Origin of the sequence: Frigidibacter sp. MR17.14 (assembly GCF_037095735.1) — a bacterium.
GTDB lineage: Bacteria > Pseudomonadota > Alphaproteobacteria > Rhodobacterales > Rhodobacteraceae > Frigidibacter.
This window is the reverse complement of the sequence record NZ_JBAWKD010000032.1, coordinates 1-2,500: the sequence shown is the minus strand read 5'-3', so window position 1 is coordinate 2,500 and position 2,500 is coordinate 1. Positions and strand designations below refer to the sequence as shown.

At 55.3% G+C, this 2,500-nt stretch carries 1 rRNA gene (cut by a window edge); it reads left to right on the top strand.

What is annotated here, in order from left to right:
* Window positions 1-2,500, top strand: a 23S ribosomal RNA gene (locus V8J36_RS22635) (its annotated part extends 308 nt beyond the left edge of the window); the annotation flags it as partial.

Here is a 2,500-nt window from a genome sequence, read left to right as displayed (position 1 = left end):
TCCTTGAGAGTGAGTAGAATGGTCTGGAAAGGCCAGCGATATGGGTGACAGCCCCGTATACGAAGCTCAATGGGACGTATTAAGTAGGGCGGGACACGTGAAATCCTGTCTGAAGATCGGGGGACCACCCTCGAAGGCTAAGTACTCCTTACTGACCGATAGCGAACCAGTACCGTGAGGGAAAGGTGAAAAGCACCCCGACGAGGGGAGTGAAACAGTTCCTGAAACCGAACGCCTACAAGCAGTCGGAGGGTCCTAGAGGCCTGACGGCGTACCTTTTGTATAATGGGTCAACGACTTGGTCTGTCGAGCAAGCTTAAGCCGTTAGGTGTAGGCGCAGCGAAAGCGAGTCTTAAAAGGGCGCATGAGTTCGACGGATCAGACCCGAAACCGAGTGATCTAGCCATGGCCAGGATGAAGGTGCGGTAACACGCACTGGAGGTCCGAACCGACACCCGTTGAAAAGGGTCCGGATGAGCTGTGGCTAGGGGTGAAAGGCCAATCAAACTCGGAGATAGCTGGTTCTCCGCGAAAGCTATTTAGGTAGCGCCTCGGACGAATACCTTGGGGGGTAGAGCACTGGATGGGTGATGGGGTCCCACAGACTTACTGAGCCTAACCAAACTCCGAATACCCAAGAGTACTATCCGGGAGACACACGGCGGGTGCTAACGTCCGTCGTGGAGAGGGAAACAACCCTGACCAACAGCTAAGGCCCCCAATTCGTGGCTAAGTGGGAAAGCATGTGGGACGACCAAAACAACCAGGAGGTTGGCTTAGAAGCAGCCATCCTTTAAAGATAGCGTAACAGCTCACTGGTCTAGACAAGTTGTCCTGCGGCGAAGATGTAACGGGGCTCAAGCCACGAGCCGAAGCTTTGGATGCAATCCTTACGGATTGCGTGGTAGCGGAGCGTTCCGTGATATAACACCTTGTCTCTTCTGCTCCTTCGGGATCAGCGGAGACAGTGGTGTTGACTGTGAAGCCGGGCCGTGAGGCATCCGGTGGAGTGATCGGAAGCGAGAATGTTGACATGAGTAGCGACAAACAGGGTGAGAGACCCTGTCGCCGAAAGTCCAAGGGTTCCTGCTTAAAGCTAATCTGAGCAGGGTAAGCCGGCCCCTAAGGCGAGGCCGAAAGGCGTAGTCGATGGGAACCAGGTTAATATTCCTGGGCCAGGAGGATGTGACGGATCTCAAAGGTAGTTCGATCTTATCGGATTGATCGGGCTGCTCAGAGGTTCCTGGAAATAGCCCTCCATCAGACCGTACCCTAAACCGACACAGGTGGACTGGTAGAGAATACCAAGGCGCTTGAGAGAACCACGTTAAAGGAACTCGGCAAAATGCCTCCGTAAGTTCGCGAGAAGGAGGCCCCGTCTGTAGGCAACTATGGGCGGGGGGCACAAACTAGGGGGTGGCGACTGTTTACTTAAAACACAGGGCTCTGCGAAGCCGTAAGGCGACGTATAGGGTCTGACGCCTGCCCGGTGCTGGAAGGTTAAAAGGAGGGGTGCAAGCTCCGAATTGAAGCCCCAGTAAACGGCGGCCGTAACTATAACGGTCCTAAGGTAGCGAAATTCCTTGTCGGGTAAGTTCCGACCTGCACGAATGGCGTAACGACCTCCCCGCTGTCTCTAACGTGGACTCAGCGAAATTGAACTGTGTGTCAAGATGCACACTACCCGCGGTTAGACGGAAAGACCCCATGAACCTTTACTCTAGCTTCGCACTGGCATCAGGATTGCGATGTGCAGGATAGGTGGTAGGCTTTGAAACCGGGACGCCAGTTCCGGTGGAGCCATCCTTGAGATACCACCCTTCGCCATCTTGATGTCTAACCGCGGCCCGTTATCCGGGTCCGGGACCATGCGTGGTGGGGAGTTTGACTGGGGCGGTCGCCTCCCAAATCGTAACGGAGGCGCGCGAAGGTTGGCTCAGAGCGGTCGGAAATCGCTCGTTGAGTGCAATGGCAGAAGCCAGCCTGACTGCAAGACTGACAAGTCGAGCAGAGTCGAAAGACGGCCATAGTGATCCGGTGGTCCCAAGTGGGAGGGCCATCGCTCAACGGATAAAAGGTACTCTGGGGATAACAGGCTGATGATGCCCAAGAGTCCATATCGACGGCATCGTTTGGCACCTCGATGTCGGCTCATCTCATCCTGGGGCTGGAGCAGGTCCCAAGGGTATGGCTGTTCGCCATTTAAAGAGGTACGTGAGCTGGGTTTAGAACGTCGTGAGACAGTTCGGTCCCTATCTGCCGTGGGTGTAGGAGACTTGCGAAGAGTTGCCCCTAGTACGAGAGGACCGGGGTGAACGATCCACTGGTGGACCAGTTGTCGTGCCAACGGCAGTGCTGGGTAGCTATGATCGGACAGGATAACCGCTGAAGGCATCTAAGCGGGAAGCCCCCTTCAAAACTAGGTCTCCCTTGAGGGCCGTGGAAGACCACCACGTCGATAGGCCAGAGATGTAAGTGCGGTAACGCATTCAGTTGACTG